The sequence below is a fragment of the Vibrio sp. MED222 genome, from assembly GCF_000153005.1.
Lineage (GTDB): Bacteria > Pseudomonadota > Gammaproteobacteria > Enterobacterales > Vibrionaceae > Vibrio > Vibrio tasmaniensis_A.
Genome location: NZ_CH902606.1, coordinates 653,684 through 680,285, shown reverse-complemented (window position 1 = coordinate 680,285; position 26,602 = coordinate 653,684). Strand labels below are relative to the sequence as shown.

General features: G+C 45.9%; 12 protein-coding genes. 11 read left to right on the top strand and 1 reads right to left on the bottom strand.

The window, feature by feature from the left end:
- The first annotated feature begins 73 nt into the window (after positions 1-73).
- From MED222_RS18585 to MED222_RS18615, 7 genes are all read left to right on the top strand, one after another.
- Positions 74-1,264 (top strand): OmpP1/FadL family transporter, encoded by a 1,191-nt coding sequence (locus MED222_RS18585; protein ID WP_009845535.1) that lies wholly within the window; start codon positions 74-76, stop codon positions 1,262-1,264.
- Positions 1,264-1,953 (top strand): hypothetical protein, encoded by a 690-nt coding sequence (locus MED222_RS18590; protein WP_009845534.1) that lies wholly within the window; start codon positions 1,264-1,266, stop codon positions 1,951-1,953. Before MED222_RS18585 ends, MED222_RS18590 begins: the two co-directional genes overlap by 1 nt.
- 323 nt (positions 1,954-2,276) lie before the next feature.
- Positions 2,277-3,389 (top strand): NADH:flavin oxidoreductase, encoded by a 1,113-nt coding sequence (locus MED222_RS18595; RefSeq protein WP_032555063.1) that lies wholly within the window; start codon positions 2,277-2,279, stop codon positions 3,387-3,389.
- A gap of 420 nt (positions 3,390-3,809) precedes the next feature.
- Positions 3,810-4,445 (top strand): CatB-related O-acetyltransferase, encoded by a 636-nt coding sequence (locus MED222_RS18600; RefSeq protein ID WP_009845532.1) that lies wholly within the window; start codon positions 3,810-3,812, stop codon positions 4,443-4,445.
- Between the two features lie 178 nt (positions 4,446-4,623).
- On the top strand, positions 4,624-6,270 hold the full coding sequence (locus MED222_RS18605) for an ABC transporter transmembrane domain-containing protein (protein WP_009845531.1): 1,647 nt from the start codon (positions 4,624-4,626) through the stop codon (positions 6,268-6,270).
- Positions 6,267-8,519, top strand: coding sequence for an ABC transporter transmembrane domain-containing protein (locus tag MED222_RS18610; RefSeq protein WP_009845530.1), 2,253 nt, complete (start codon positions 6,267-6,269; stop codon positions 8,517-8,519). Before MED222_RS18605 ends, MED222_RS18610 begins: the two co-directional genes overlap by 4 nt.
- Positions 8,512-9,825 (top strand): HlyD family type I secretion periplasmic adaptor subunit, encoded by a 1,314-nt coding sequence (locus tag MED222_RS18615; RefSeq protein WP_009845529.1) that lies wholly within the window; start codon positions 8,512-8,514, stop codon positions 9,823-9,825. The genes MED222_RS18610 and MED222_RS18615 overlap by 8 nt, the downstream gene beginning before the upstream one ends.
- A gap of 96 nt (positions 9,826-9,921) precedes the next feature.
- On the opposite strand, the gene MED222_RS18620 is transcribed toward MED222_RS18615, so the two are convergent.
- A complete protein-coding gene (locus MED222_RS18620) occupies positions 9,922-19,404 on the bottom strand; it encodes a VCBS domain-containing protein (RefSeq protein ID WP_009845528.1) in 9,483 nt (3,160 codons plus the stop codon).
- Between the two features lie 233 nt (positions 19,405-19,637).
- Here MED222_RS18620 and MED222_RS18625 point away from each other — a divergent pair, with 233 nt between their 5' ends.
- The 4 genes from MED222_RS18625 to MED222_RS18640 all read left to right on the top strand — a co-directional run bounded on the left by MED222_RS18625 (position 19,638) and on the right by MED222_RS18640 (position 26,538).
- Positions 19,638-20,102 (top strand): hypothetical protein, encoded by a 465-nt coding sequence (locus MED222_RS18625; protein ID WP_009845527.1) that lies wholly within the window; start codon positions 19,638-19,640, stop codon positions 20,100-20,102.
- A 99-nt stretch (positions 20,103-20,201) separates the two neighbouring features.
- Positions 20,202-21,644, top strand: a complete 1,443-nt coding sequence (locus MED222_RS18630) for a TolC family protein (RefSeq protein WP_009845526.1) — start codon at positions 20,202-20,204, stop codon at positions 21,642-21,644.
- 11 nt (positions 21,645-21,655) lie between these two features.
- On the top strand, positions 21,656-23,398 hold the full coding sequence (locus MED222_RS18635; protein ID WP_009845525.1) for an efflux RND transporter periplasmic adaptor subunit: 1,743 nt from the start codon (positions 21,656-21,658) through the stop codon (positions 23,396-23,398).
- Positions 23,395-26,538, top strand: coding sequence for an efflux RND transporter permease subunit (locus tag MED222_RS18640; RefSeq protein WP_009845524.1), 3,144 nt, complete (start codon positions 23,395-23,397; stop codon positions 26,536-26,538). Before MED222_RS18635 ends, MED222_RS18640 begins: the two co-directional genes overlap by 4 nt.
- Positions 26,539-26,602 lie beyond the last annotated feature (64 nt).

Below are 26,602 nucleotides of genomic sequence, written 5' to 3'. Positions count from 1 at the left end.
GTATTCCCATTGTTTATAGGGCTTTGCGGTAACCTTAGATCAATTTAATGTCTAAGGCTAAATGAGCAATCTGATGAACAAAACTTTTACTTACTCGCTAGCTGCCACCGCAATTTTTACAAGTTTAAATGCTTTCGCAAGTGGTCTATTTTTACAAGAAGCTGTCGTCGCCAATGCCGGTACAACTGGCGCAGGTGACGGTGTTTACTCTCGTTCAGCTGCTGCGATGTGGACCAACCCAGCAACCATGTCTCACATGGGCGAAAGCAAAACGACTATCAATACCATGGCGTTTGACCTTGAGATGAAATATCAAGACAACCAAGACTCTAGCGGTGATGGTAAAGGCCATTCAGTGTTGCCTTCATTTGGTGCTTTCCACGCGCATCAAGTAACAGACCAACTGCACCTTGGTATCGCACTTGGCGCTGTTGGTGGCTCAAGCCTTGATTACGGTAGCGATTGGGCAGGTGCTGCCCTTCTAGAAGAAATTACTCTGACCGCAATGCAAGTGAATCCATCACTGAGTTATAAGCTGAATGACCAATGGTCTGTTGGCGCAGGTATTCAATTGAGTTGGGCTGCATTACAACAGTCATCTTCTCTTTTTATAGCCAAGCAAGATACTGACTGGGCTTATGGTTATAACCTTGGTGTTATGTACACTCCAACAGAGAAGTTAAAATTGGGTGCGAGTTACCGCTCGAAACTAGAGCACGAATTTAACAATGATGTGAATGTCTTTACTGGCGGTAAACGTTCATTGAATACTGGTATTGATGTACCTGAACTCGTTGATGTCAGTGCAAGCTATGCATTGAATTCTCAATTAGATTTATTGGCAAGCATCCAGTTTCATCGTTGGAGCCAATGGGACAATACTGTTTTGGATCTAGGTACCAACGAAAATGGGGACTTCCCAATTAGTCAAACTCTACAACGTGACTGGGATGATGTTTGGAAATTTGCTGTTGGTGCTGACTACCAGCTGAACTCTGACTGGCGTTTAAAGGCGGGCTTCTCTTACGAAACCTCTCCACAAGACGATCCTTCAATGCAGTGGGTTGATCTCCCTGTAGGCGAACAGTATCGCTACTCGGTAGGTGCTTCAACGTATTGGGATGATATCTTGATCGATGTGTTCTACGAATACGCGGACTTAGGTTCGGTTGAGATGAATCGTGATGGACCTAAAGGGCGCAACTTGCTCAATGGTTCTTTCGATGGCCGTATCCACTTTGTTGGCCTTAGTGCGACCTTCTAATGACATTACGTACTCTATTATTTGTTGCTGCGGCAACGCTCGGGTCGATGGGGGCTTTTGCTGAAGAGAAGCACCCTGACGACCCGACTAAGATTGTAACCAAAGCTGGCGTTGCTTATAACGAAGAGCTTAAGTTTTCGGGCTCTATTGGGCTGGATGAAGCGCGAATGATCAACGCTCGTGTCAATGCGGACGGCGAAGAGTGGCGATTAGGCGGTTCATGGCTGTTGCCGATGGGTATCGTGAATTTCAACTTTAGCCGTTCTGAATATGATAACGATGCTTATAAGAACAACTACAGTATTGGCACATTTATACCACTGAGCTATTTCGATATTGAGCCGTTCGGTTGGCAAATCTTCCCAATGGCTGGTTACAGCTACAACGATGGTGAAGTAGCCGTATTCGATGGTGAGAATGTGGGTTCTGATTATGTATTGATGCCGAGCTCGACACATGGTGGCTATATCGGAGCGTTTGGCTTAAAAACGATAACCGATGAATGGTCTATCATGGGCTTTGGTGGTGGTTCAATGGGTTCTGACGATTATTCAGGGTATTGGGCAGGTGTCGGTGCTAGCTACAAGTTGAGTGATGCTCAATCATTCAACGTCTTCACTATTTTTGCTGAGGACGATTTTGGTGAAAATAACAGTGTTGGTGCGTCTTACACCTATGAGTTTAAATAGCTGTTAGCAATCCGCAGGTGGACGTCTCTCGTAAGAACCATTCACTTAGTCCGGATTAAATTGAACAAAGTCGCTTGTTAAAACTGAGCGACTTTCTTTTATTCTATTTCCCAATCTTTTTTATCTCTTTCTTCCTTTTTCTAATGTGAGAGTACTGCTCTCTTAATCTAGATTAAGTTTTCCTCGTCTTATTCTCTGTACTATCCGCATAAATCAACGCCCATTCAGTAATGGACAAAAGAGAGTCACTTTGTGAAAAAGAAGTGGTTCTCTTTTGTCTTTTATAATGGCCAAACATCATAAAGATTTAATGAGGATAAGACTTGAGCACTTTGTTTACAGAAACACGCATCTGCAGCATGACATTGAAGAACCGCTTCATGAGAAGTGCAACGTGGGAAAATATGGCCACCGAAGATGGGCATATGACAGATAAACTGTACGCTATCTATGAAGAGTTGGCTCAAGGTGAAGTCGGCCTGATCGTAACGGGTTACGCGAACATCGTTGAAGAAGAAAAGCCAAATGCGGGCATGATTGGTATGTATAACGACTCATTCATTGCAGAGTATCAAAAGCTCACTCAATTGGTTCATGACAACGACTCTAAAATCGTCATGCAATTGGCATACGGTGGCACAAAGACCACGCATGATCTTGGCGAACGAGTGATCTTTGCACCAAGTGAAGTTCCTGAAAAAGGGACTCAAACACTGGGTAAAGCGATGACCAAAGACGAAATTGATTACATTGTTGATGCCTTTGCTCAAGCGTCATTGAGAGCACAAAAATCAGGTTTTGATGGCGTTGAAATTCATGCTGCTCACACTTACCTGATTAATCAGTTCTTAAGCCCTTACTACAACCAACGTGAAGATGAGTACGGCGGTAACTTAGAAAACCGCATGAGATTCTTGTTAGAGATCTATATCGCGACGCGTAAGCTGGTGGGTGATGATTTCCCTATCTTAGTTAAACTCACTGCATCGGAGTTTTTTGAAGGTGGTGTCACCTTTGAGGAAACACGTATTGTCTGTAAAAAGCTTGAACAAGTGGGCGTGGATGGCATTGTCCTGTCAGGTAATATTCATGGTAAAGCAGACACTATGATTGGCGAGTCGCACGATGGCTTTACCATTCAAGCTGAAGGCTACTTCCATGAGTATGGTCACGCGATCAGCCAAGACGTTAATATTCCGGTGATCACTGTGGGTGGATTGACGGATTTTGATGCTATCGAAGCGATTGCAAACAACACAGGTATTGAATACTTCGCTCTTTCAAGACCGCTGCTTTCTGAACCGCATTTAGTTAAGCGTTGGAAGGAAGGGGATAGAAGCCCTGTTGAATGCGAACGATGCTCTAAGTGTCGCACTAAGCGCGGCAACTTCTGCGTGGTGAATAAAGACAGAAAAGTACAGCTTGCTCGCATGTAGTCGCTGAACCTAGCTTCAAGCGAGAACCGAAGTTTATAGCCGAGTCTAAGTTTGAGCCTGTGTAATCGCGCAGGCTCTTGTTTATTCCGTATTCCACGAAACGAAATTTGAAACCTTATTAATCACATCTTCCTGTCAAATTGGCGCGATTAAACAGATACACTGCGCCTGTAAATTATCCAACCAAGTTATCGATAACAAATTGAGCAAACTGTGAAATTACTTCCTCTTCTTAAGCAACCTCGAATCCACTGACGACTCTTTAGTTTTAGCGACATTGCTATGATTTAAGCGTGATACTCACTATTCATCCCAGTGAACCCTGTTTTTTTAGGGCGTTAGTTTGTGCACCTTGGATTTGCATCGTCGAACATTTTGATAGTTAACGAATAAAACTAAATAGATCATTCAGAGGTAAAAATGCAAAAGAAGCATTGGTCCAAATTCGAGTTGCTGCATGAAGTCGTAACCAACCCCAATATTCACGTAAAAGGTCAACACAGTTATTACAGCGATTGCTGGGACAACGGTTTTGAACAATCGGTAGTTCGCTATTTACACGGCGACGAAGTCAGCCGCCAGTGGGAGCCTCGCTGGGAAATCGATGAACTGTACATCGGTGACTATGTTTGTATCGGGGCTGAAGTCGTAATTCTGATGGGCGGTAACCATACCCACCGAGTCGATTGGTTCTGTTTGTATCCATTTATGGATGTGATTGAAGACGCCTACATTGGCAAAGGCGATACTCACATTGAAGATGGGGTGTGGTTAGGCATGCGAGCGATGGTGATGCCCGGTGTGACGATTGGCGAAGGCGCTGTGGTTGCAGCGAACAGTGTTGTGACAAAAGACGTCGCTCCCTACAGCATTGTCGGTGGTTCTCCAGCTAAAGTCGTCAAATACCGCTTTGATGAGTCCGTTATTGACGAACTCATTTCATTCAAAATATACGAGTGGCCAGAAGAGAAGTTTGAAGCGTTGAGGAAGCATTTATGTAACTCAGACTTTTCAAAGTTAAAGCAGGCGATAACGGATTACGACAATTGTTTGTAAGGAGCGCTTGTAACGAGCATTTGTAAGGTGCGTTTTTAAGGTACGGGTATAGCCACAGATTTGTGTAGAAAGATCTGTGTCATATTTATATTGAAAAACACGTTAAATCAGTCCGTTACCTTGCAATACTCAACATGGTGTACCAATCTTATTTCATAAGCATGGATAAGGATTGTGTATGCCCGCAAGTTCAATGAAAAACAAAGGGGTGGTGGGGAAAGTCCTACTGCCTTCTTTACTCATAAATCTTCTCTCTCTCGCCGTTCCGTTAACGGTTTTACAAATTTACGATCGTATTTTACCTAACCAAAGTTACGGTACTGCCACTTTGTTGTTGGCGGGTGCAGCGTTGGCTGTTGCCATGGAAGCATTGATCCGGTTTGTGCGTACTTGGCTTTTGTCAGCCGCGGCCAGCAATACCGAGAAAGCGACCTATCAAACCTTGGTTGAAAGAGTAACAACGGCTTCATCAGGACATCTTCGCCACATTGGTGTTGGCGGCGTGGAAGAGGGGCTGGGCTCAGTATCAAAAGTCAAAGATTGGTATTCCGGTGGTGTGATTGCAGGCTTTATTGATTTGCCTTTTGCCTTGATCTTCTTGGGCTTGGTGGCTTACATCGGCGGTGAGCTGGTGGCGATACCTTTGGCAGTTTGGCTGATTACTCTTGGAATCGTTTGGTTATCTTCTATTCGTGTTAAAAGCTTGAGTGAAGAGGCTTCCCAAGATGAGCAGGAGCGAAAAGCGTTTTTGATTTTGCTAAGCCAAACCATTCAGGGAATCAAACGCCAGGCCGTTGAGTCTCGAATCTTTAATCAGTTTAAATCCCTCAATAATGTTCGCTCTCAGTCTAAAGCGAGAGAAGAAGAACAGAACGCTTTCGCCCAAGAATGTATTCAGCTTGCTGCACTAGCTACGTCAGTTTTACTGGTGATCACGGGCAGCTTATGGGTGTTGGATGGCCAGTTAACCACAGGTGGATTGGCGGCATGTTCTATCTTATCGGGCAGAGCGGTTGCACCTTTAAGTGCTTTAGTGGGAGTTCGAATCAAGCTTAATTCAATACACAGTGCCAATCAGGCAATAGAAAAATTGAGTGACTTGTCACTATCGGAATCTTCAGATTCTGAGCAAGCTGAGAACCACTTATCTGACTTTGAGGTGTTGGAAATCAAGCAAGCGACCGTTGAAAGATACGGTGAACTCGCTCATGCGGATGTCACATTGAATAAAGGTGAATTGGTATTGTTAGAGAGTGAGGATCGCCACACCAACAGTCATTTATTGTCGTCGATTGCAGGTATTGATGATCTAAAAGCGGGGGAGTGCTTCATTAATGGAGCTGCAGTTTCAATCGCATCCGTAACCAATATTGCGGCCTACTGTGGCGTTAAAGGGCAGTTGGTGTCGGGTACTATTCTCGACAACTTGTGTGGCTTTGACCCTGAGAAAACACAAAGCGCCAGTGACTATGCAAAGCGTTTGGGTTTAATCAAGGAAATCACTCGATTACCCGATGGACTAGAGACACAAATTGGCCATACGAGTACGTCTCTGCTGAGTATGGGTAACGTGAAAATGCTCAATATCGCGACTCAACTGGCAAGTGATAAGCCCATTATCATGTTAGAAAGGCCAGATTCCTCGCTTGATTTAGATGCCCTTGGAAACCTAGCGAAGGTGTTGGAAGAAGAAGTGGCGGCAGGACGGACGATACTGATGGTGAGCTACCATTCTAAACTTCGCGAATTGGCCAATCGAATCATTACAGTGGAAAGTCGAGCTATTACGGTCGACAGCGAGAGCAATCAGGAGGCCGTCGTATGAATCGTTTAGATATTGGTAACCCTTCAGGTACGAACAACCGTGCAGATACCAGCGGTCGACAAGAGGTGATGAATCATTTAGAAACCGAGAGCCTTTCCGTTCTTAAGCAATTGGAAGTTAATGCTAATATCCAGTTGTTCGCACATCAATGGGTCGATGAAAATGGCATTGAATCAATCGACGATATGTTTGCCTTGTTCGACAGGCTTGCACTGCCTTATCGCTTGGTTGCCAACCTAGATGAAGTTGGTGAACATAAATTGGTCTTACTGGTACTTGGTGAACATGAGCTGGTCTCTGGTCATTTAGAATCCAAGCAATTTGTTGCCTTTAATGCCAATGACGACATTACCGATGTCCCTCAGTTTTGTATTGTTATCGAAGGTCCACCACTAGAGAAGGCTTCTCCTGATTGGGTTGGCGAACGACTACATGCGTTTCGCCCCATTATTCCTAAATTGCTGCTAGTCAGCTTTATCACTAACTTATTTGCGCTTGCTGTTCCCTTCATCACGATGTCGATTTATGACCATGTGATTGGTGGTGATGCAGGGCATGAGTTGCAAGGTATCGCCATTGGCGCGGCGTTGTTGTTTGTGATGATGGGTTGGTTGAGAACATTACGTAGCCGAGTGTTTGCTTCAGTTTCCAACCGAGTAAGTCGTGAGATTTCTCAATCCCTCGTGCAGCGTCTGCTTCGTAATAGCTATGCTCAAAATCAGCAAACAGCTTCTTCTAGTCAGCAAAACCAAGTGATGTTGTCAGAGCGTATTTCAGGTGTGCTATCGGGGCCATTAGGAAATGCGTTATTTGACCTACCATTCATTCTTATTTTTGTACTTGCGATAGGTGTTTTAGGCGGGTGGTTGGTACTGGTTCCAGTCGTCTCTTTAATCCTTTATTACTTGCTAGCAAAACGCTCGATACGCTCTAGCAGCAAGCGCTCTATGCAATCGACAGTGGCAGGTACGAATCGTCAAAACATGACTAATGAGCTGTCATCCAAGCTTGCCTTTATTCGCAGTGCTGGGTTCTCAGAGCACTGGATTCAACGTTTCAAAAAAGCCAATCTTCTTGCTTCAACAGTGACCTTTAATCAATCGGTTCTCCAGAGCCGGTACACCTCGATTTACTATTTTATTGGTGTGGGATCGACACTCGCCGTGATGGGGTTAGGTATAGGACTTATTTTTGAACAAGTGATGACCCCTGGTGGTTTGATTGCTTCAATGATGTTGATATCTAAGGTGACTGGCCCAGCTCAGGTGTTGGCAAACAGTGCGATGCGTTTTAATAGCTTTAATCAATCCAAGCTGCAAGTGAACCGTATTTTGTCTCAGCCGTCTGAGCGTGAATTCAGTTACCAGCATCACCCGTTACCCGTGGTAGCGCCTAACTTGAAATTAGACCAAGTGACGCTGCGCTATCCCAAACAGAGTCGCCCGGCCTTGAATGGTGTGAGTTTTGATATTGAAGCCGGTGAAATTGTCGCGATTACCGGCCCTTCTGGGAGCGGTAAATCAACATTAATTGAAGTGCTGTCTGGCTTGCAGCCTATCCAAAACGGTATGGTCGAGCTTGAAGGCGTTAACCTCGTTCAATATGATCCGCAGCTTTATCGCCACTGGTGTTTCATTCGAGCCGCATATCCTGATTTGCTTACGCTGAGTATTCGAGAGTGGCTAAACGACGGTCACAAAGTCGAAGATAAGAAAATGATATCTGCAATTGAAATGGTGGGCGGAAAGCGTTGGTTCGAGACATTATCAGGTGGGCTCGATACTTCCATCAGCAGTATTCAGCCGGACAGCCTTTTTGACATGTTGTCTGGCAGCGTCGCGCAGATCCTCATTGATGCAAAAGCGCTGGTTTATGACTACCCAATGTTCTTAATGGATAATCCTGTGCCTGATGCTCACCCAAATGCTAAACGTATATTTGGTGAGTTTGTGCAGTCGAAAAAAGGAAAAGCAACGGTGATTTACACGTCCCACGATCCGGATTTAATCAAGCTTGCCGATAAAGTGGTGGTATTAAATGAAGGTGCAGTGGTTTATGCCGGTCCATTAGAGCCGGAGCAGTCTTTGAAGCAGGAACAGCCTTCAGAGCCTCAAGCTTCTCAAGAACCGCAGTTATCTGAGCAACCGTTATCTCAAGAGCTACAGCCGTCAACTCAAGAGGCGTCTGCTCAACAAAATGCAGCCCAACAAGAACAATCAAAGTCTAAGCAAGGAGTCGCTAATGACTAAACAATCTATCGAGAAGGGCAAGCGCTACGGTGAACTTGTTGAATCACAAAATACGGCTCGTACATTGGCGCTGGCCACATGGTCGGTTGCCTTATGTGTTATTGCTTTTGCCACTTGGTCTGTAGTCACTCAAGTTGATGAAATCGCCAAAGCCAAAGGTGCTGTGATTCCAGAAGGCGAGAAGCAAGTATTACAAAGCGCGATTGGCGGTAAGTTAAAGCAAATTCTCGTTAAAGAAGGGCAGTTGGTTGAGAAAGGCCAGCCGCTTGTTGAGTTTGATGCCACTTTCCAGCGTACCGCCCTTGAAGAGCTAAAGTCCCAACAAGTGACGCTTCTAGCCAGTGTGGAACGTATGAATGCGCTGCTTGAGCAACGTGAGCCTAACCTTGCTGAGTTTGAGGTCGATTACCCAGAGATCGTCAGCCAACAAAAAGCGCAGCTGAACGCGCAAAAAGCCCTCTACTTCCAAAAGCGTGTGGTGCTTGAGAAAGAGAGCGAGCAAATTGCAGAGCAGCTTCGTAGCGTAGAAAAGGCCTTGCCGAGTTATGAGAAAGAGTTAAATGCGACTAAGCAAGAGTTGAACATACTGGAGAAGGGTTATAAAGCGGGTAACATTTCACGTTTACGTGTGCTTGAAATGCGTCAGAAACTGGCCAGTATTGAGCAGAAAATTGAAGAAGCTCGTGGTAAGAAAGCTGTGTTAATCAAGCAAGCAGACAGCACTGAGCAAAAAATTGAACAGCTTTTAGCAGAGGCTAAGGCGAAGGTCAGTGACGATCGTTCTAAAGCCGTATCTGACTTATCGGCATTGAATGCAAGAGTTCGTTCAAGCCAAGCTAAATTGACCAACACCATGTTGGTGTCACCGCTACAAGGCTTGGTGCAAAGCCTGCCAAGCACGCAAAACGGTGGTGTTATTCAGCCTGGTGGTACTGTGGTTGAAATCGTTCCTGTTGGTGGGAAAGCAGACTTTAAAGCTCGTTTGTCGCCAAGAGATATTGGTTTTGTGAGTGTAGGGCAGCCGACTCGTATCAAGATTGATGCGTTTGATTACAGCCGCTTTGGGGCGCTAAAAGGGGCGGTTGAGAGTATTTCTCCGACCACAAGTCAAAGCGAGCGTGGCGAGATCTATTATGAAGTCGTAGTGTCGGTTGATACGCCATACTTCCGCGATAACCCAGAGAGCTTTTCTATTTTGCCAGGTATGACGGGAGAGGTAGATATAACTACTGGTGAGAAATCTGTATTCCAGTATTTATGGAAACCGATTTACACCAATGTGAGTGTCGCATTTGGTGAAAGGTAATCGTTATAAAGAGTCGTTGAGAGTAAACGAATAACAACAGCAAATAATAAAAAGGGAGCACATCATGTGCTCCCTTCTGTTTAGTCTCGTTATCGGTTAACTATTTGGATCTATGTCCGGTAACCCATCGATATCGTTGTGATGATGGTGCTCATCATCTTGGTTATGGTTGATGTTTGCATCATGGTGTTCCAGCGCGTCTGACATATCCAAGTGCGCTTGGTCATGTGTTGCTGCATCTGGTTGGTCGACTTGTGCAAGTACGATATCCATATCCGCAGGTTGATCGTGAACCGTTGTCGATGTCGCATCGGGTTTAATGCCCAATGCATCCAGATAAGCGGCTGCACCATGGTGGCTGGTTTTCTGTTCGGGTTCTTGATGGGTCTGCTGGGTTAAATCCAGATTACTATCATCGCTTAGTGTGACCGTAAAGTCGGCTTGCGAAGCCATGTCTGGCTCGTCATGTTGAACAGGAGGCGGTGGTGGTGGAGCAGGGTGTGATGTATGGACGACAGGAGTGATTGTCATATCAACCACTTCAGTTCCAACTGTCAGCTTTCCACTATTTCCTGGCCCATGACTGAGTATCTGGATATTCACATGGGCGACAACTTCATCTTGATTTGTCCCTTGCAATGCCACTTCAAATTTATCTTCATGTTGACCTATACCAGAAGCGCTGCCATGAGGGCCCGTGTGAACTTGGGCTTGCTCTTGATAATGTAAATGACCGGTCTGAGGATCAATAGTTAATGTCCCGTATTGGCCATGATGACTAGTGACGTACTGTCCGTTAGGTAAATGGATTCGCCAACCGCTTTGTGCTGTTGGTACCGGAGTTAACGATGGTAATAGTGGTGGAACCCCAAGCGTGCCAGATACTTGGTGGCTTCCCGATGGTGGTCTGACAATGATAGGTTCAGGAATAGCGCTTGCAGCGAAACCTTGGCTACCTGCGGTATTACCGTGTTCGTCAGTCATTGTTGCTTGTACATTAGAACCGGGATGAACTTCAATTTGTATTCCGTGCTGTAGAGTATGAGCATCTAATACATGATCCTGACCATTGACGACAAGATGCTCACCGATTTTGGCATCACCAGGAGGCGTAACGGTTGCTGTGATCGTGTTTGCTTGTCCTCGGGCGATTTCAGCTTTGCTGTATAAGTTGTCTGCCCCTGCGTTTTCAAAGGTAATCGTAGGAACGCTAACCTGTGTATCGACTTGGTAAGTAACATCTGCAGTGGCATGAGCGCTATTACCTGCGGTATCTGTTATCGCTACTGATGCCTCTATTTTTTGGTCAGCATCGGCAATGAGTTCACTGCCAGGTACGGCAATTGAATAGTGTCCTTTTGCATCGACCACGCCAGTATGCTGTGTCCCATTTACATCTAAAGTCACAATGTCACCTGCATTAAAATCGCCAGAAACGGATCCGGTGATGTCAATGGAGCTGCTGGATTCTTGAGCATTAATCACATTGTCGGCGGTAATTGGGTCTGTTTGAATACCGACGTGTACTTGTGTATCTATATGGACGGAAAGAAGCGAAGATGTAGCCGGTAGCACTGATGAAGGAGCCAATGCTTTGGCGGATAGATTATGATCGCCATTCGGTAAGCTGCTTACTACAACGTTATATTGGCCAGAAGCATCTGATACCGCGTGTCCAACGGGTGTTGAACCATCGTAAATAGTGACTTTCGAGAATGGAATATCAGTGTGTCCGGTAATCGTTGGCGTAGTGTCGTTGGTAAGGTTGTCAGTGTTCGACGAACCCGAGTCACTCGTTGATGCCAAATTCAATGTCACCGAGTTTGTTGGCGCTACGTTGGTGATCATTAGCAAGGTTGGTAGTGTCGTTGTAACCGTAGGTTGTTGAGGCACTGTGGTTGATATTACTAGGCCACCCGTTGGTGACATGGTGACATGTCCCGAGGCATCAAAGGTGATGAATTTCGAATCTTCAGTATGGCCGTCACTGACTTTTACTTCGAATACATCGACACCATGATAGGAGTTGGTGGCAGAGTTATAACTCATTCCTGTGATAGACGTATTTGGTGTGTAGATGTAGTCACCAGTGTCTGGGTCGACCGACAATGAACCGAATTGACCGTTAGAACTAACGACAGAGAAGGTATGAGTGTCATTAGTGTCTAAATCTGTCTCTGTTAATGTACCTGCTGCTGTTGATGTTTGGTTAACGCCGAGAATCGGTGCGTCATTGGTTCCGGTAATGGTAACCACGATATCATGGTGCGTGCCATCTGCAGATTGAACCGTGATGGTTTCAGTGTCTGTCTGACCTTCGCTAAGCTGTTGAACTATAGGATGGTTGTTGTCAAGGTCGTAAGTCCAGTGACCATTTACATCGATATGAGCGTGCCCATAGCCTTTGCTTCCGGCTATTCCAGCTCCACCCTGTACCGCGGTAAACCCTGCGGTTCCATCAGGGTCACTCGCCGTCAACGTACCTGAAGCTTGAAGTGTTATGTCTTCTTTTGCCACTCCTGTGGAGTCTCCACTGAATGTTGCAGGGTCAGCGACACTCGCTATATTAATGAGTATTGACCCTTCTTTTGAATCAAGATGACCATCGTTTGCGGTAAATTGCACCGCCCCTAATCCGCTGACACCAGAACTAAAGTAGTTGTGAGTTGGGGTGAAGATGAGTGATGAAACGTCGGAGGCGCTGACGTCATCACCAACATTCACTGTGGTGCCATTCAGCGATAACACGCCATGGGCGACATTGGTAATCGTGATGTGGTTTAACGCATCTCCATCAATATCAGAATATTTAAAGTCTGCGGTGGTGAACGCATGAGGCTTATCTTCTAAAGAACTAATAAAACTCGATCCAACGATAGGTGCATCATTGACCGCATTGACATCCACTACCATCGTTGCGCTTGCCGAATTTTTATGGCCATCATTCGCAGTAAATGTAAATTGCGCATAGTTGGCGCCGTTTTCATTATTGCTCGGCGTGAAAGTTAAATGGCCTGCGTCTAAGTCAGCCTTGCTGATTTGCTGGTTGGCGGTTACGACGTTACCGTTTAAAAGTAATAATCCATGACTCGGTAAGCTGCTAATAGTCACGAACTGTAACGCATCGCCATCTTGATCACTGTAACCAAATTCACTGGTGGTAAAGGTTCTGGTGATGTCTTCATTTGTAGAAACAGTTTGCCCTGTCACCGTTGGCGCATGTTGTAGAGGAGGGGTGACTTCAATAGAGAGAGAGTTTTGAGAAGAGTCTCCTATTGGGTTACCCCCATCATCACCGACACGATAAACCATACTTGGCACTTTACCTGTAAAGCCAGCTTCCGGGGTGAAGGTATAATGACCATTCGCTTCGATCGCGAGTGTACCGATACCGGCCATAGTATGTGGTTGCCCAGGCCTTACCGCGACATAACCTGACACGGGGTCCTTTATTTGAATATCTTGCAACACCAGATGTGCGTTGGAATCGGTGTCTGTTGCTGCACCACTCAATCCTTGATCCGTCCCAGAGCCAGTAAGTAGATTCCCTTCAACTGGACCACTATGTTGAACACCAGAATCACTGAGGCTGTGTAGAGTAGGAGCGTCAGTAGTCCCGTTAATAGTGACGGTAATTGAATGCTTGGTACCGTCTTTTGATGTGACTTCAATGCTATCTGTGAGTGTTTGTCCATTGTCTAAGTCTTGAATCTGCGTACTCTTGTTGTCTGCTTTATAAACCCATGTCCCAGTACTAGTGATGTCGAAATGACCATAGGTTCCATCCAGAGATATTTTCGGTTGCCCCTTAAGATCTAATGCAGCTTCGCCATGACCATCAGCGTCAGAAACAATCAGGTGCCCATGGCAATAAAGGGCATCTGGAATAGTTGCTGACCCAGTGATATGCGCGTTATGGTGAATGTTTGTATCTTCTTTTATGCTGCTGGAGTCACCGGCAAATGTGGCGGCATCATTAACTGCTGCAAGGGTTGTGATTGCCCCCGTATGAGTCACTCCGCCATGCGCATCTGTGACGTCATAGCTAAAATGAACTTGGCCGTTATAGTCTTTGGTTGGAGTAAAAGTGTAGGTGCCGTCTTTGTTATCGACAACAGACCCGTGATCGACTAGCAGATTAGCAATGGTGAGTTTGCCTAGGTCGTTGCTATCCACGTCTATAGTGTTTGCTAAGAGTTCGGTGGCCGTGATGGTTTGCGCGAGGTCTTCTTTACCGCTGTTGAGCTGCACTTCTGAAGAGCAGTATGGACGGTCGTTGTCGCCATGAATGGTGATAACAATATCATGACTGGTACCGTCTTTACTTTGTATCGTTATCGTATCAGTGAGTGTCTCATTTGCACCAAGTTGATCAATCGTCGATCCTACCTTTGTTGTTAATCCACCATTTACATCAGCAGTGCCGGTCGCAACACCATAAAACCATTTACCATCTGTATTAAGAATCAAATGGCCATATTTTCCATGATAGGTATAACCAATACCTTTAGAATCAAAACTATTCTCGCCGGTATCTGGATCGATGATTGTTAGTTGCCCCTCAACATGAATCATACTATTAGTTAAATGCGCCATACCTGACTGGGCAAAGTCTGGCGACATATCAGGGTTTCTGTTTTCATAAACATCGCCAGTATCCACACCTGATATAACGGCTTTATCTCCAATCGCATCAATATGAAGAGTGTTAGTAGCCTCTTGTGAGTCAACATGCCCATCGTTAACAGTATATTTAAACTGAACATCGCCATTAAAATCTTGCGCAGGAACGAACTGAAGTTTACTGATGTCAGCTGTAGGGATGTGTTGCCCCGCTGTAACATCGTGTCCATCAAGTACAAACTTACCTTGTGTTGCTGATGGTAGATCTGTGATTGCGATGGAATGTAACGTATCGCCTGTGTCGATATCACTGAATCCAAACTGACTGGCTTGCATTTGGTAATGCGTATCTTCAGTGCCATGTGCAAGTGTCGTCGCAGTAATGCTCGGTTGATCGTTGGTGCCTGTCACCGTTATTGTTATATCGTGGGCAGTGTGGTCTGCAGAGTAAACACGATATACAACTTTTTCTACTTCACCTTCAGCTAATGATTGCAAGCGACTATTGGCTACTTCATATCCCCAAGCGCCACTTGGTGTAATGCGTAAAAAACCACCAAAGGGATCGTGAATCGCCTGTTCTCCTAATAACAGATTGACCTGAAAATGGTCTTGCCCTGCATCAGGATCTGTCACACTCAGCAAACCCGATGCAACGACAGGCTGTAATGAACTGTGACCCACATTATGATCTTCAATAATCGTTCCGGTATCACTACCGCTTATAACCGCTTTATCAGCAACAGCACTTAAACTGCTGGTAGCTCCAGTATGAGTGACACCGCCATGTGCATCTTTGACATCATAGGTGAAATGAACTTTACCGTTATAGTCTTTTTCTGGTGTGAAAGTGTATGTACCATTTTGGTTATCTAAAATCGAGCCGTGATCTGGATGAAGGTTTGCTACTGTAAGCAGTCCAGAGTCATTTTTATCGACATCTATTGAATTTTGTAACAGTTGTGCAGCTGTAATGGTTTGTCTCGTATCTTCAGTACCTGCGTTGAGTTGTACTTCTGAAGAGCAATAAGGCCTGTCGTTACTACCATTGATAGTGATGACTATATTATGTGGTGTTCCATCTTTTGTGTGAACGGTGATAGTGTCTGTGAGTGTTTCACCCTCACCTAACTTATCGATAGCGGAGCCTCTGGTCGTGGGCCTTCCACCAATGTGACTGAGACTTCCAGCATCGGCATAGTAATTCCAATCGCCATTTGGATTTAAAATTAAGTCACCATATGTACCGTGATAGTTATACCCCACATTATTATCAGCAAAGCCAGACTGACCAGAGTCAGGATCAATCACAGATAAATGTCCATTAGCGTTTAGTGTACTAACTCGAAGTGTCGCCATACCCGATTGAGCATGATCTGGTGACATATTATCTCCAGCAGCTTTCTCAGTGACACTTGCAGTATCTATTCCACCTACCACAGCATTATCATTAGTGCCGTTCACTGTAATGGTGACTTGATGAGGTGTGCCATCGGCTGAATGAACGGTAATGGTATCAGTAGCGGTTGCGCCATTACCTAACGCTTGAACGATAGGATTGGTGTTATCAAGATCGTACGTCCAAGCGCCATTATCTGTTAGATGTAATGTACCTAAGGAGCCTTGGATATCAGTATTGGCAAAGTGTGCTTCACCGCTATCGGTATCAGTAATGGTTAATGTGCCAGTAGTTTGTAGTTGTGTCTCTTCTGTTACTGCGCCAGCACTTGTACCGCCAATTACAGCCGTATCATTGGTGCCATTTACTGTGATAGTCACTTGATGTGGCGTGCCATCAGCAGAATGAACAGTGATGGTATCGGTAGCGGTTGCTCCTTTGCCTAGCGCTTGAACTTGTGGATTCGTATTATCTAAATCGTAAGTCCAAGTGCCGTTATCAGTTAAATGTAAAGTGCCTAATGTGCCTGCAATATCAGTGTTGGAGAAGTGTGCTTCACCAGTATCTACGTCAGTGACAGTCAGTGTACCTGACGTCTGAAGTTGAGATTCTTCAGTCACTGCACCAGAGTTTGTCCCGCCAATGATGGCCTTGTCGTTAGTACCATTAACCGTAATAGTAATTTGATGTGGTGTGCCGTCAGCAGAATGAACAGTAATGGTATCGGTAGCGGTTGTTCCTTTACCTAACGCTTGAACGGTTGGGTTGGTGTTATCTAAGTCGTAAGTCCATGTCCCCGAATTAGTGAGGTGTAAGGTGCCTAAAGTCCCAGCAATATCGGTATTGGAGAAGTGCGCTTGACCGGCATCAACATCAGTCACAGTCAGTGAGCCAGAGGTTTGAAGTTGAGATTCTTCGGTGACCGCGCCAGCACTTGTTCCGCTTATCACGGCTTTGTCATTGGTACCATTAATAGTAATTTTGATGGTCGAAGGTGTGCCATCAATAGACGACACCGTGAAGGTCTCTTCGACTTTATCGCCGACATTCAATTGATTAAACGCGCTGTTGGCGATGAACACCCAATGCCCATTAGCATCAATAGTTAGGTCGCCGTTAGATCCAACAATGGAATCTGGCGTGAATGCGTTATCTGGGTTATCGACGTCGATACTGGTTAGGGTGCCTGAGGTTGTCACCGCTTTGTCGGTTTCATCGATGGCAACGGTCGCACTGCTGACAGTAGCTGTGTCGTTAGTACCGTTAATTGTCACCTTGATAGTGGACGGTGTGCCATCAACAGACGACACCGTGAAGGTTTCTTCTACTTTATCGCCGACGTTTAATTGATTAAACGCACTGTTGGCGGTGAATACCCAGTGGCCAGTGGTATCAATGGTGAGATCACCGTTGGTGCCTGAGATAGAATCTGGTGTGAAGGTATTGTCTGGGTTATCAACATCGGTACTGGTGAGGGTGCCTGAGGTGGTTACCGCTTTGTCGGTTTCATAGATGGCAACGGTCGCACTGCTGACAGTAGCTGCGTCATTAGTGCCATTTACTGTGATAGTCACTTGATGCGGCGTGCCATCAGCAGAATGAACGGTGATGGTATCAGTAGCTGTCGAGCCCTTACCTAATGCTTGAACGGTCGGGTTAGTGTTATCAAGATCGTACGTCCAAGCCCCCGAATCGGTTAGATGTAGCATACCAAACGAGCCTGCAATATCGGTACTTCCTGTGGATGAAGTAGCGAAGTGCGCTTCGCCAGTATCTACATCCGTTACCGCAAGTGTGCCCGAGGTCTGAAGTTGGGACTCTTCGGTTACCACGCCGGCACTGGTTCCGCTTATCACGGCTTTATCATTGGTGCCGTTAACGGTAATTGCAATTTGATGAGGAGTGCCGTCGGCGGAGTGGATGGTTATGATGTCTGTTGTCGCAGAGCCTTGACCAAGAGCCTGAACTTGTGGGTTTTTATTATCTAGATCGTAGGTCCAATCGCCATTGTCTTTAAGGTGTAAAGTACCCAGTGTCCCCTTGAGGTCGGAATTAGAAAAATGCGCCTCTTTTGAGTCGATATCGGTGATGTTGAGTTGGCCTGAAACCGTTAGGTCTTTATCTTCAGTAACTTGGCTTGAGCCATTACTTGTCCCGATAGCGAAAAACGAACTTGGTGAATTTGCTGTACTACTCGTGATTACTGCATGGTCGTTGGTGCCATTGATCGTAACCATAACTTGATGCGCTGTACCATCAGCTGAGTGAACAGTGACGATGTCTGTCGCAGTTGAACCTTGGCCAAGTCTTTGAACTACTGGGTTATTGTTGTTTAAGCTGTATGTCCACGCACCGTCTTTGGTTATGCTTAGCGTACCGAAATTACTAGTCACTTGTGAGGCTTGAAAGTGGTCCTCTCCAAGATCAGAGTCCGTTACCGAAAGCTGCCCTTGAACTTGTGTCGTTAAATCTTCAGTTAACGTGCCAGCATCCACACCCGTAATTACGGCGTTGTCGTCGTTCCCACCAATCGTCATATCGATGGTTTGCGGTGTGCCGTCTTTGGTGTGAATAGTGAAGCTTTCGTGCAATGAAGTGGCTGCGGTTAAAGCTTGAACATTAGAGAGCGAGTTATCAACTTGATACTGCCAGTGTCCATCAGCATCGATAGTTAATGAACCATATTTACCTGAGATAACTTCCGGCGTAACCGAACTTTCATTTTGATCAGGGTCTATGACATCAATTTTACCGTTCGCATGTAACAAGCCTTGTGAATCAATATTGTGATCTTCTGTTACGACACCTGTTAGGTCTCCAGAAATATTTGGCGTGTCTTGCTTACCTGTTACCGGTACCTGAACAATGATGCTCGAGCCATTAGATAGATGTAACGCAAAATGGTCAGTACCTGATTGGTGCTGATTTAACAGGATGTATTGAGGAGAATTTGGATTCAATACGAATGTGTATTGACCATTGGCATCAACATGAAGCTCTCCGTAGGTACCTTTTATAACTTCTGGCATAAAGGTGACGGGTAAAGCGGGCGTCGTAGGCGCATTCGAATGAGTCGGCTGACCGTTACTCCCTGAGGAGATAGTAGGCATCGATACCGAAGGAATGTAATGGACTTGCGGGTGAGAAAGCGTCGATAAATGATGAGAAGGAACCAGGTGAGAGCTCGAACCATGGGCGGCATGACTTGCACTTAAGGTCGAGTTTACGTCGCTGTCGCTCGTTTGAGCCTCTTGATGAGTAACCGCTGATGAGTCGGTTTTTCCATGGTGGTCGCTGGAATCTTTTGCTGTCACGTTATTTGCGGTTACTTGATCTGCAGCGTCACTGGAATTGTCTATGCTCTCTGCAGCAGCGTGTTTAGCCAATGATGGCAAAATCATCATGAGTGACTGAAAAAGTGGGATATTCACTTTTAGATGTGAATGCAGTCTGCGCTTCTTTTTTTGTGTTGGTTTCTTTTGTTCTAGCTTGTTACTTTTCTTATTTTTGATTTCTGTATTTTTCTTGTTTGCTTCGACGTTTTTTTTGTTAGCCATTTTTATCATCCGTGAATCGTGGTTGCACTATCTTAAGTAAAATACACAGATAGAGGTTTCGCTAGCTAATTGGATAATTTTTAAAGAAAAAACTGCAAAGTCGAAGAATTATCTCATTTTGATGAAAGAGAGGATGAATACTTTTTCAACGGTCAGGCAAATATCGGCACAATGGCATTGACCTTACCCTAAGGGGAACGTTTATAGTTGCGTTGTAAATTCAAAGGTAAGCTATGACAAACACATTCCGAAAAACTTGGATTATTGTTTTCAGCATCATTGCGATGTTGATGTCTAGCTATGCCTCAAGCTCCTCAGCCTTGATGACTGAAGTAATGATGTTGGAAATGAGCTCGGGTAAGTCGGCTTGTTACCACAGCGATACTTCGGTTAATGACTCAAAGGCGGGATGCCATGTGATGAGTGAAGAAGTACACGCTGAAGACTCTAACATGAGTGCCCATGCTTTGATGGCTCAATTCGATATGTCTTCAATGAGCGAAGACGGCAGTCCGATGATGGGTAACCATTGTTCGAGTGCCGATTGCTGTGCCTCAATGTGTTCTGCAAGTCCCTATCCAATCCAGGCTGTTCAAGCCGTTGATCAACTTTCCTTTTCATTAGCTCGTTTTCAATCGGTCACGATTGGCCAGAAAGTCGCACGCGCTCAATCTTTGCTACGCCCACCTTCCGCATAAATCTATATCTAAAAATACAGTTATATCAGTTAGATAAATCTGATAAGCCATTCTTTTTTATGCGCTAATTAGCGCTAGATATGGACATTCATTGTGAATATGAAACCAACAACCTCTGTGTTTGTCATGAACACGAGCTTAGTGGTTGCTGCTGCCTTGCCTATGGCCTTGTTTTCAAGTGCTACGCTCGCGGCTACCACGGCGTCAGCTTCAAATGCTCAACACATTTCAGCACATGACCAAGCAAGCTCGACGCAGCAACTCAATACACTGATTGAGATTGCTTTAAGCGAAGATGGAAATCGCAAACAGTACTTTGCTCAGTCTCAAGCGATGCGAGAAACGGGCATTGCCAGCGCAACCTTGATGGATCCGAAACTAAAAGTCGGATTTGGTGGTCTGCCAGTCGATCGCTTCCAGTTTGATGAAGACCCAATGACCAATATCTCGGTTGGTCTGATGCAGCAATTTGAACGTGGAGATACGCTGGATCTACAGCAGAAAAAAGCGGGGCAGCAAGCGGATGGTTTGGCTTTGCAGGTGCAAGCAAGAGAATTGACGGTTGCGAATAGCATGACGCAGCTTTGGCTTGAGTTAGGTTATCAGCAAAAGGCTGAGTCGGTGATTCGTCAAAATCGTCGTTTGTTGGTTGAGCTTGAAAACTATGTACAAACCAATTACTCGATTGGTAAAAGTGAAGCGCAAGATCTGCTTAATGCTCAGCTCCAAGTGAGCAAGCTTGATGAGAAACTTCAGGCAAACCAGCAGGTTCAGCGTCGTCTAATCTCTCAGCTTTCTGAATGGTTGGGTTCTGATTGGCTAGGCTCTCAGGTTCTTGATTCTCAGGGCACACTGAATGCAACTAACCAAATCGATTGGTCGTTGTTGGAAAGCAAATTAGCGACCAATATCGATTCATCCAAGCACTACCAGCTACTGACTGACCATCCTTTGGTTAAGATCTCCGATGTCAGTATTTCCTCCAATCAAACTCAGGTTGAGTTAGCAGAGCAAGCTTATACGCCACAGTTTGGGGTCGAAGTGATGTATGCACACCGTCAAGCCAACAACATGGCGGGTGAACCTGCTTCTGATCTGGTGAGTGCTTATCTGACAGTCGACATCCCGCTGTTTACAGGGAACCGACAAGATAAAAACTTATCGGCTGCTCAGTATCAAGTTGGTGCGGCTAAATCTCAAAAAGACACCTTACTTTCCCAAATGAACGCACAAGTGAACGCATTGCTGGTGGACAGATCAAATCTGATCCAGCGATTAGAGCGCTATCAAACGTCTTTGCTTCCTCAAACCGCAGCACGAATCAGTGCGGTTGAGAGGGGCTATCAAAACAATACCGCTCAGTTTAACGATGTCATTTTAGCAACGACCGATGAGTTGGCGCTTAAGTTAGAGCAACAACGTTTGATCACCGATCTCAACATCGTTAACAGCAAACTGGCGGCGTTAGTCAGTGGCTTTGAATACCAAGTAAACCAACCACAACTCAACTCAAGCGCAACTAAACACACAGCCAATCAATAAGGGAATAGACAATGAGTACAGTAAAAGTAGCAACAATCGCTTTATTGGTCGGTGGTGCATTGGGTTTTAGTGTGAATCACTTTGTCGTTGGGTCAGCACATAACATGTCAGCAATGGCAACGAGTACAGGCGCCGAAGTAAGTAAACAAACCAAGGATGAACCTCTGTATTGGGTGGCTCCGATGGACCCAAATTATCAGCGAGACAAGCCGGGTCAGTCACCAATGGGGATGGATCTTATCCCTGTATATGCTGACGATGTGAACGGCGGAGCCAAAGATAAGCCCGGAACCGTGTTTATTGATTCTTTTGTGGAAAATAACCTTGGCGTGAAAACCGCACAAGTCACGAGAGAAGCGCTATCACCACGCATTGAAACGGTTGGCTACGTGGCATTTGATGAAAGTGCGCTATGGCAAACCAACGTCCGTGTTTCTGGTTGGGTGGAAAAACTCTCCATCAACGCAGTAGGTGAGAAGGTAAACAAAGGTGATGTGCTTTTCACACTCTATTCTCCAGAGCTTGTTAAAGCACAAGACGAGTTGATCAGTGCTTATAAAACGGGTCGTAAAGGTTTGATCAAAGGTTCGACTGAACGCTTAATTACCTTGGGTGTTGATAAGACTCAAATCCGCTCTATTACGCGCAAAGGCAAAGCTTCGCAAACCATTGAAGTCAAAGCGCCAGCTGATGGTGTCATCGCAAGCCTGAATATCCGAGAAGGTGGTTACCTTTCACCTGCACAAGCGGTGATCAGTGCAGGCCCATTAGGTGAAGTATGGGTTGATGCTGAGGTGTTTGAGCGTCAAGCGCACTGGATCTCGTCAGGCAGCAATGCGGTGATGACTCTAGATGCCATTCCCGGCAAAGAGTGGTTAGGTAATGTCGATTACGTGTACCCAATCCTTGATCCAAAAACTCGAACCTTGCGTGTTCGTTTGAAGTTCTCCAACCCAAATGGCGAGCTTAAGCCAAATATGTTTGCCAATATTGCGCTGAAACCCATCAGTGATGAAGCTGTCCTTACTATCCCAAGATCTTCGGTGATTCACTCCGGTGGTATGACTCGAGTGGTGATGTCAGAAGGTTCTGGCAAGTATCGCTCTGCTCGTATTGAGGTTGGTCGTGAAGCTGGCGAAAAAATAGAAGTGCTTCAAGGGCTGGAGCAAGGTGAAAACATTGTCACTTCTGCGCACTTCATGTTGGATTCTGAATCGAGCCAATCTGCTGATCTGTCACGCATCAATAGTGTTGAGGAAGAAGCTGAAACCGTATGGGCGAACGGTGAAATTTCCGACGTTATGCAAGGCAGTCGTATGGTGATGATTAACCATCAGCCTGTTCCAGAATGGGATTGGCCGGGCATGGTGATGAACTTCACCTTTGCGGAAGGCTTGGACATGAGTGACGTGGAACGTGGTAAGGCAATTGACTTTGAGATGCGAAAGACAGAGTCAGGGCGATACGAGGTTGTTGATTACAAGGTCAACAAACACAAGATCGCCGGCGAAGTTTGGGTAACGGGTGACATTACCATGTTGATGGCAGATTTTGGCATGATCACTGTAAAACATCAGCCAGTCCCTGAGTGGAATTGGAAAGCGGGTGAAATGAATTTCCAAGCCAGTGATGACCTTGATTTATCTGAGTTTGCCGAGGGTCAAACCATTCGGTTTCTAGTGGCGAAGCAAGGTTCTGATTATGTGCTCAAATCTCTCGAACCGACGAATAGCACGGGTGAGGGCGAACTATGATCAATGCAATTATTCGCTGGTCTATTAGCAACCGTTTCTTAGTGCTGGTTGCCACTGTCGCCATCGTATTTGGCGGTTTATACAGCGTTAAAAATACACCTGTCGATGCCATTCCTGATTTGTCAGATGTTCAGGTAATCATCAAAACCAGTTATCCGGGTCAAGCCCCACAGGTGGTCGAGGATCAGGTGACCTATCCATTGACCACCGCCATGTTAGCTGTACCGGGTGCTGAAACAGTTCGTGGCTACTCGTTCTTTGGTGATTCCTATGTCTATATCATCTTCAATGACGATACCGATATGTACTGGGCGCGTTCACGAGTGTTGGAGTACTTAAGCCAAGTTGCACCTAACTTACCATCGAGTGCCAAGCCAACACTAGGACCCGATGCAACCGGTGTGGGCTGGGTTTACAGCTACGTGTTGCAAGATAAAACAGGTCAGCACGACTTAGCGGAACTTCGTAGTTTGCAAGATTGGTTCTTGAAGTATGAATTGCAAACTGTAGAAGGCGTGTCTGAAGTGGCGACCGTTGGCGGCATGGTGAAGCAGTATCAAGTACAGATTGATCCTGCCAAGTTACGTGCATATGACCTGACGCTTCAGCAAGTCAACAAGGCGATCCAAGATGGTAATCAAGAAACAGGAGCGTCTGTTGTTGAGATTGCGGAAGCCGAACATATGGTTCGTACCACCGGTTACCTGACAAGCATCGAAGATATTCAATCTCTGCCGCTAAAAGTGACCGACAAAGGTACTCCGCTGCTATTAGGTGACATTGCTGACATTAATCTTGGCCCGCAAATGCGTCGTGGTATCTCGGAACTCAATGGTGAGGGTGAAGCGGTTGGCGGCGTTATTGTGATGCGCTTTGGTGAAAATGCCAGTGAAGTGATCGACTCGGTGAAATCCAAGCTCGCTGAACTGCAAGCTGGCTTACCTGATGGTGTCGAGATTGTCGCAACTTATGACCGTTCTACTTTGATTGATTCAGCCGTTGAAAACCTTTGGAAGAAGCTGGCTGAAGAGTTCATCGTGGTCGCCGTCGTGTGTGCGCTGTTCTTGTTCCATATCCGATCATCACTGGTTATCGCGCTAAGTCTGCCTGTCGGTATCTTAGGCGCATTCATCGTTATGCATTGGCAGGGTATTAACGCCAACATTATGTCTCTTGGCGGGATCGCGATTGCGATTGGCGCCATGGTGGATGGTGCCATCGTGATGATTGAGAACGTTCATAAACACATTGAACGGACTCCGCTCACTGACAAAAACCGTTGGCAGGTGATTGGTAAGGCAGCAGAAGAAGTTGGCGCACCGCTGTTCTTCTCTCTGATTATCATTACCTTGAGCTTTGTGCCTGTGTTCGCGCTAGAAGGGCAAGAGGGCAAGATGTTCTCGCCACTTGCGTTTACCAAGACGTATGCGATGGCTACAGCAGCCGGTTTGGCAATCACGCTGGTGCCTGTGTTAATGGGTTATTTCATTCGCGGTAACGTGCTACCTGAACATAAAAACCCAGTAAACCGTAGCCTAGTGGCGATGTATAAACCGCTTCTAAACCTCAGCCTAAAATATCCCAAGGTGATGATTGTTATCGCACTTGGCTTAATGGCGTCTGCTTATTACCCAACCAGTAAGCTTGGCAGCGAGTTCATCCCTCCTTTGGACGAAGGGGATTTGATGTACATGCCAACCACGTATCCGGGCATCTCAATAGGTAAGGCTCGTGAGTTGTTGCAACAAACCAACAAGCTCATCAAAACCATTCCAGAAGTCGAAACCACGTGGGGCAAAATTGGTCGAGCAGAGACGGCAACCGATCCTGCGCCACTGACCATGATTGAAACGGTTATTCAGCTTAAACCGCGAGAACAGTGGCGTGACGGTGTCACTACTGAGTCTCTGCGTAAAGAGTTTGATGATCTGATTCAATTCCCCGGTTTGACCAACGCTTGGGTCATGCCAATCAAAACACGTATCGACATGTTGGCGACGGGTATTAAAACGCCAATTGGTATCAAAATCGCAGGCCCAGATCTGAGCGTGATTGAGGATATTGGCTCTCAACTTGAACCCATCCTCAATAGCGTGAGTGGTACTGCTTCTGTCTACGCTGAGCGTGTTGCGGGTGGTCGTTATGTGACGATAGACATCAAGCGCCGCTCTGCTGCTCGTTACGGATTAAGCATCAAAGAGGTTCAGCAGGTTATTTCGACCGCAGTTGGCGGTATGAATGTCGGCGAAACGGTAGAAGGGCTAGAGCGTTATCCAATCAATGTCCGTTATCCGCAAAGCTATCGTGATTCTGTCGTTAAGTTGCAGAACCTGCCGTTAGTGACACCAAACGGAGCGCGAATTGCTTTGTCTGATGTTGCAGATATTCGCTATGAAGATGGACCACCAATGATTAAGACGGAGAACGCGCGTCCTAATGGCTGGGTGTTCGTTGACATCGAAGGTCGCGACCTTGGTTCTTATGTGGCAGAGGCGCAAAAAGTCGTTACAGATAAAATCGTCTTGCCTGCTGGATATTCATTGGCGTGGTCTGGTCAATACGAATACATGGAGCGCGCCAAAGAACGTTTAAGTGTCGTTGTGCCAATCACCATCGCAATCATCATGTTGTTGCTCTACCTCAGCTTCCGCCGCGTTGGTGAGGTGATGATGATCATGCTGACGTTGCCACTCGCAATGGTTGGTGGTTTATGGCTGATGCATGTCCTCAATTACAACTTCTCCATTGCAGTGGGGGTGGGCTTTATCGCCCTTGCCGGGGTAGCTGTTGAGATAGGTGTGATCATGTTGGTCTACCTAAATCAAGCATGGCACTACAAGAAGTTGGATGCGGAGCAGAACCAGAAAGCACTTCAGCGTGAAGACCTAACGGATGCTATTCGTGAGGGCGCAGGACTGCGTGTTCGCCCAGTTATGATGACAGTACTTACGGTGATTATTGGCCTCATTCCAATTATGTATGGCGAGGGTACGGGCTCTGAAGTGATGCAGCGAATTGCTGCGCCGATGATAGGCGGAATGGCGTCTGCACTATTGCTTACCCTACTGGTGTTGCCTGCAATCTTTAAGCTCTGGAAACAGCGTGAGATTACGCATAGCCAAAACGAACCAAACAAATAACGTATTGATTATTAGCCCTTACTGACCAAAAACAGAGTGAGTAAGGGCGTACCACATGAACATG

Excerpts from the sequence above, each read along its gene's own strand:
- MED222_RS18585 (WP_009845535.1), top strand. The coding sequence starts at position 74 with ATGAACAAAACTTTTACTTACTCGCTAGCTGCCACCGCAATTTTTACA.
- MED222_RS18590 (WP_009845534.1), top strand. The coding sequence starts at position 1,264 with ATGACATTACGTACTCTATTATTTGTTGCTGCGGCAACGCTCGGGTCG.
- MED222_RS18600 (WP_009845532.1), top strand. The coding sequence starts at position 3,810 with ATGCAAAAGAAGCATTGGTCCAAATTCGAGTTGCTGCATGAAGTCGTA.
- MED222_RS18605 (WP_009845531.1), top strand. The coding sequence starts at position 4,624 with ATGCCCGCAAGTTCAATGAAAAACAAAGGGGTGGTGGGGAAAGTCCTA.
- MED222_RS18610 (WP_009845530.1), top strand. The coding sequence starts at position 6,267 with ATGAATCGTTTAGATATTGGTAACCCTTCAGGTACGAACAACCGTGCA.
- MED222_RS18615 (WP_009845529.1), top strand. The coding sequence starts at position 8,512 with ATGACTAAACAATCTATCGAGAAGGGCAAGCGCTACGGTGAACTTGTT.
- MED222_RS18620 (WP_009845528.1), bottom strand. The coding sequence starts at position 19,404 with ATGGCTAACAAAAAAAACGTCGAAGCAAACAAGAAAAATACAGAAATC.
- MED222_RS18625 (WP_009845527.1), top strand. The coding sequence starts at position 19,638 with ATGACAAACACATTCCGAAAAACTTGGATTATTGTTTTCAGCATCATT.
- MED222_RS18630 (WP_009845526.1), top strand. The coding sequence starts at position 20,202 with ATGAAACCAACAACCTCTGTGTTTGTCATGAACACGAGCTTAGTGGTT.
- MED222_RS18635 (WP_009845525.1), top strand. The coding sequence starts at position 21,656 with ATGAGTACAGTAAAAGTAGCAACAATCGCTTTATTGGTCGGTGGTGCA.
- MED222_RS18640 (WP_009845524.1), top strand. The coding sequence starts at position 23,395 with ATGATCAATGCAATTATTCGCTGGTCTATTAGCAACCGTTTCTTAGTG.